Annotated in this window: 5 protein-coding genes; 2 read left to right on the top strand and 3 right to left on the bottom strand. The window is 60.3% G+C overall.

The genetic code is table 11. From position 1 onward, the window contains the following. Window positions 1-184: 184 nt before the first annotated feature. The gene (locus AX703_RS22555) at window positions 185-1369 is read left to right on the top strand and encodes an alpha/beta fold hydrolase (protein ID WP_137903378.1); all 1185 of its coding nucleotides are present in this window, start codon (window positions 185-187) and stop codon (window positions 1367-1369) included. Window positions 1370-1457: 88 nt separating this feature from the next. Here the strand turns inward: AX703_RS22555 and AX703_RS22550 are convergent, their stop codons facing one another. Both AX703_RS22550 and AX703_RS22545 read right to left on the bottom strand, forming a co-directional pair. Next, the gene (locus AX703_RS22550; RefSeq protein WP_197423807.1) at window positions 1458-2582 is read right to left on the bottom strand and encodes a serine hydrolase; all 1125 of its coding nucleotides are present in this window, start codon (window positions 2580-2582) and stop codon (window positions 1458-1460) included. A gap of 287 nt (window positions 2583-2869) precedes the next feature. Then, window positions 2870-3418 carry a MarR family winged helix-turn-helix transcriptional regulator gene (locus AX703_RS22545; RefSeq protein ID WP_052182396.1) on the bottom strand — a complete coding sequence of 183 codons (549 nt, stop codon included), beginning with the start codon at window positions 3416-3418 and terminating at the stop codon, window positions 2870-2872. A gap of 489 nt (window positions 3419-3907) precedes the next feature. On the opposite strand from AX703_RS22545, the gene AX703_RS22540 reads away from it, so the two are divergent. Beyond that, the gene (locus tag AX703_RS22540) at window positions 3908-4387 is read left to right on the top strand and encodes a MarR family winged helix-turn-helix transcriptional regulator (protein ID WP_062347432.1); all 480 of its coding nucleotides are present in this window, start codon (window positions 3908-3910) and stop codon (window positions 4385-4387) included. 128 nt (window positions 4388-4515) lie between these two features. On the opposite strand, the gene AX703_RS22535 is transcribed toward AX703_RS22540, so the two are convergent. Then, window positions 4516-5407, bottom strand: an 892-nt coding sequence (locus tag AX703_RS22535; protein ID WP_062347425.1) for an ABC transporter substrate-binding protein, incomplete at its 5' end; no start/stop codon positions are given.

The following is a 5407-nucleotide window of genomic DNA, read 5'->3' as shown; positions in this document are numbered from 1 at the left end:
CTCTATAGGCTGTACCGCCCTAAAAACGTACCTATCGTGACCGAGGACAACGGAAAACCGCTACCTATTTGGGCAAACAGGGGAGGGGATGGTTGCTCAGTGCGCGCCCCTTCGCATGGGAAGCCCTTCCCTTGACTGGAGTACGGTAATACGCAATTATAGTTAGATAACTAAGGATATGGCCATGGAGAGAGGATTGCCGACAAAGGCGCTATGGGATCGCCTTCCCGAAATCGTTCGCTTCCGCGATCAACCGGGGATGACGGAGACCTACAGTTTTGCGGGCGCCGAGGGCACGACCGAGCTGGAAGGCCAGCTGTTCCGGCAGAGAGCGCGGCCATCTAAGGCGGTCTATTTGTTCATGCACCCCACAGCCACGGTCCAGCTGCTCCCAATGCCTGAGGCGCTTGCCGATGCGGGGTTGCACGTACTTTGCGCGTCGAGTCGCTACCCGAGAAACGATAGTGCGCTGATTATGGAAAAGGTCGCCTACGACATGGGCCAGTGGGTGCGCCACGCGCGCGAGTCGCTGGGTTATGAAAAGGTGATCCTGGTGGGATGGTCGGGCGGCGGCTCGCTATCGCTGTTTTATGCGGCCCAGTCTGAACATCCGACAATCACCCACACGCCCGCCGGCGACCTTTATGACCTGACAGCAGCGCGGCTGCAGCGGGTTGACGGAATAGTCCTCATCGCCGCCCACCTCAGCCGGGCGGAAGTGCTGACCGAATGGCTTGACCCCTCCGTCATCGACGAATTCGACCCGGACACGCGCGATCTCGAATTCGATATCTATAGTCCGGACTGCCCGAACAAACCACCATTCACCGCTGACTTCATCGCCGCCTTCCGCGAGAGGCAGCGGGCCCGCAATCGCAGAATTACCGCCTGGGCCGAGGAAATGCTTGCCACGCTCCGTCGTCGCAACGACGGCGAAACCGAACGCGCCTTCGTCACGCACCGCACGATGTGCGACGTGCGCTGGATTGATCCGACGATCGACCCCAATGGACGCGCGCCGGGGGCATCCTATCTTGGCAATCCACGCACGGTGAACGTGGGACCCGCTGGTTTGGCGCGATTCTCAACCCTGCGCTCGTGGCTGTCGCAATGGTCCTACGACCTATCCAACTCCAAGGCTGCCGTTAACGCGACAAAGATCCATCGGACCCCTGTGCTGCAGATCGAGAATGAAGCGGACGACGCGGTTCCCGCGAGCCATAATCCGATCATTCACAACGCGCTCACCGTTGCGAACAAGGAATTTGTGAGCATCAAGGGCGCGACCCATTTCTACCAGGGCCAGCCCGAACATCTCAGCGCTTGTATCGACGGGATCATCGACTGGAGCCACCGCAACGATTTGTGATCTGGCCGCCGCGATCGACGCGGCGCCTCCGCATTTTCGCTGCGGCGCGGCCGGCTTACGCCGGCCGGTCGCGGATTCCTTGCGGGGATCAGTTGTAGACGGCGTCCCGGATGTCGGACACGAACTTCCCCGACATACCCTCAAAGGCCGTGTTGGTCATGGCCACGACCGTCAGCGCGTTTGCACGATCGATGAACCAGCTATTGCCGTATCCGCCGGCCCAGTGAAGCGTTCCGGGAGACTGCGGCGACGGGACGGCGTGCGGATCTGCAAGCACTGCCCAGCCGAAGCCGAAGCCCCAACCCGGCCCGCAGGCCGCAGCCTGAGGTCCGAGCTGATCGGTCGCCATCATCTCGACTGTTTCAGGCTTCAGGATCGGACCACCCCCGAGCCGGATGGTTTCCAGAAAGTGCAGGACGTCGCCCGCAGTCCCCACCATCCCACCCCCGCCTGACGGATAGGAGTTTGGATCCAGGATACGGCTCGGCGCGAACGTTAGCGACCCGTTGAAGGCATCCAGAGGCACTACCATGCCGTCCGTGATGCGGACGGGAACGGATTCGCTGTTGAAGTAATTCGTCGCGAGCCGCTCAACATCCGCAACGGCAAAGCCGGTATCGACGATACCCAGCGGATCCGTGACCAGTTTGCGCACAGCATCGCGTAGCGAACCACCGGTAACGCTCTCAACCACCCCTCCCATCACATCCATGCCAAGGGAATAGCGAAAACCCGACCCCGGTGCGGCGGTAAGCGGGGCGGCAGCCAGGCGCCGAAGATTCTCGGATAGCGACAATCCCGGTTGATCCAACCCGTCGGAGACGTCGAGGCGACGATAATGGCCATCGCTCCCTTCCTGAAACGGATAGCCGAGCCCCGATGTGTGCGTGAGCAGATGGCGGATCGAGATGACCGGAACCGATCCATCGGACAGGCGCGGCTGAAAGTCGGGCAGGAAGCGCGTCACTGGATCGTCCAGCCTCACAACACCATCCTCGATCAGGCGCATCACGGCGGCGGTGACAAAGGGTTTGGTCACCGATGCAAATCGGAAAATGCTATCCGTTTGCATCGGCTTTTGCGATTCACGGTCTGCAAATCCCGCCGCGCGGCGATAGGCGATCTTGCCGCCCCGGGCGACGATCACGACCGTTCCCACCAAACGATTGTCGGCGAGAGCATTGTCTATCGCGCGATCCAGGCGATCGGACACATCCGCGCCTTTAAAGGCTGATGAACTCATAAGTTCAAACTCTCCCGATACTCTCGCAGACCGGACGCGGCCCGCACCTAAGCGATTGCAGTCATCAACCGCGCGGTGGAGAGCGACGACGATTCGGTCGGAGGCAAGGCCTGACCATCAGCACACCTCTCCACGCAACCTTCACGTCGCAGACCGCCACCGTGCAGTTCCTTAGTTATCTAACCATTAGTGATGTAAGTATCGGCGCGCAACATTGATGTGGGGCATCCATGGTGGCGAGGACACCCACTATCGCATCAGTCGCCTGCCTCATGAGTGATGCCGGCGACCCCTCGGTCCTCTCGGCGCCGCCGACCCGGCTTCGCGTCGGGCTCCTCGGGGGAGAGGCTCCGAATCGCAGCTTCTAGATTGGTCTGCAGCTCGCCCAATAGGGCGATCTGGAGATCCGCTTCGCGGCGCGAAATGCCGGTCTTAGCGATATCCCCAACTTCGATGCCAATGGGCAGAAGCTTCCTTTTCAGCTCGTGACCGTAAGGGGTGAGGAAGATGTTGATCTTCCGCTTGTCCGCCGCGTTGCGGACCCGGGCAACGATTCCCCGTTGCTCCATGGAAGCGATCGCCGAAAGCGTGGTCGGCTCCATCGTTCCAACAAGGTCGGACAGTTCCTTCTGGGTTAAGCCGTCCTGGTCCCACAGGACGCGCAAGAAGTACCACATGCCCAGGGTGACGCCGAACTGCTCGATCTTCAGCTGTAGCAGCTTTTGCATAAGTCGATGCGTGAGTCGGATTTGATATCCGATACTCAGGTCGAACGGCAGGTTGATTTCCCCGCTATCTCCGCTCATCGAAATCGGCCCTGCATGACCCGAACCATCGGGCCTGTTGAATGTCGAAACCAGCGTGCATTCCTTCTTGGCAACCGCCCCAGCCGCGTGGGTCGGTTGACTTGTTAATGGATTATGACTTGACGGTCCCGCGGTTTCTCATCCGGGTCGAGGGCGAGATTCCGGCGTTCGTTCGGCGGCCTTGATGGTCGTGACTGCCATATATTCAACCGACGTAAGGGCACGAGGGCCACCCTAGTTCGGGCGGGATTCAAAGGGCCGGAGAACCCACGCTCAATCCGCGTGGAATAGATAGGGTGTCACCGAAGCACGATTCAGACCCGTTCGACCGCGAGCGCAAGGCCCATGCCGACGCCGATGCAGAGCGTGGCAAGGCCCAGTCTGCCGTCAGTATCCAACTGGACGTTGGCGGGCAGGTGCACCATCAAAGCCGTTGCCCCTGCCTCATTGGGAGGGCGAACATGGCGACACGCCCCAGGGAGAGTGCATTTGTCCAACAGGCCCGCCCAGCTCAATCCGGAATGGAGCCTTGGTTATCAGGTCCGGCGCTGCCATCGGCGGTTCGATCGCCTGCTCAATGCGATGCTGGCGAAGCACGATCTAAAGACGGGCTTCTGGTATTACCTTCGTGTGCTGTGGATCCGCGACGGCGTCACCCAGAAATATCTGAGCGACATGACCAACGTCACAGAAAACACGACTGTGTCGATAATCAACAACATGATGCAGCACGGGCTTGTAGAGCGCACCCGCGACAAGGTTGATCGCCGCAAGTTGAGCGTTACGCTGACCCAACGAGGCAAAGCCCTGGAAGCGGAGCTCATGCAATATGCGATCGACATTAACCGCATCGCCGTCGCCGGGATCGATCCGGCCGAGGTTGCGACGTGCGTCGACGTGCTTTCGCGCATGTCAGCCAATCTCGCCGCCGAATTCGATTCTATCCCGAACACCCCCGCCGAGGACTGACAGGGCGCAACCGGTCAGCGGCCGCTCGCCGGGTATCCTGCGGCAGCCCGGCAAAGACGGAGCATCGACAACCACGCTGCTCCCGCACCGCTTATGCTCCGCCCCGTCATTTCCCGGATTGCATCACGTCAGATCTTGAACTCCGCGAACGTCTCCGGCGCGAACATGTCCTCGATCGTCAGCTGGCGCGGCGACAGACCCTGCTCATGATGATAGCGCGTGAAGGTCTCGAGTACGTGGCGGTTCTTCTCGATTCCGTAAGGCCACCACTGATCGCCCAACGTCGCGATCGTTTCCTCGACCGCGGCAATTTGCCAGGGCAGCATCGTCTTGAGCGAGGCTGAGACGCGCAGCTGTTCGTAGGTTAGCTGCTGCGCCTGGACGAACGCCTTGTAGAGCGCCTGTGCGATCCAGCGGTTCTTCTCGTAAATGTCGCGGCGAATGGCAACGACGTGCATGATCGGGAAGATATTCGTCTTGCCGAAATAGGCTTTCTCGACCTGGACGAAGTCCGGGAACAGGCGCCGCACATTGTGCGGTTCCGAATAGAAGGTCGATGGAGCACGCGCGGTGTGCAGCGCGTCGATCTCGCCATCAGCCAACATCCGGGTCAGCGTCTGGTTTGGCCCGATCGGCTCAACCTTGAACTTGTCCGGCAGATTGAGTTTGAGCTTTTCCTCACGGCCCGGCTCTTCCTCGCCGCCCGTGACATAAGTGACCGACGCCGGGTCGATGCCATATTCGTCCTGCAGGATACCGCGGATCCAGACCGGCGCGGTCATCTGATATTCCGGGACGCCGATGCGCTTGCCGACAAGGTCGGACGGTTTTTCGATGCCGCTCTTGGCCGACACGAAGATGCAGGAATGACGGAAGAAACGTGACGGGAACACCGGGATGGCGATAAAGTCTGGATTGTCCCGGCCCAGAGTCACGCAATACGATGACATCGAAAGCTCGGCGGCATCGAACTCGCGATTGCGCAGCATCCGGAAGAACGTTTCCTCGACGGACAGCACC

The sequence above is a fragment of the Novosphingobium sp. CCH12-A3 genome (assembly GCF_001556015.1).
Classification (GTDB): Bacteria; Pseudomonadota; Alphaproteobacteria; order Sphingomonadales; family Sphingomonadaceae; genus Novosphingobium; species Novosphingobium subterraneum.
This window is presented reverse-complemented; position numbering and strand designations above follow the sequence as displayed.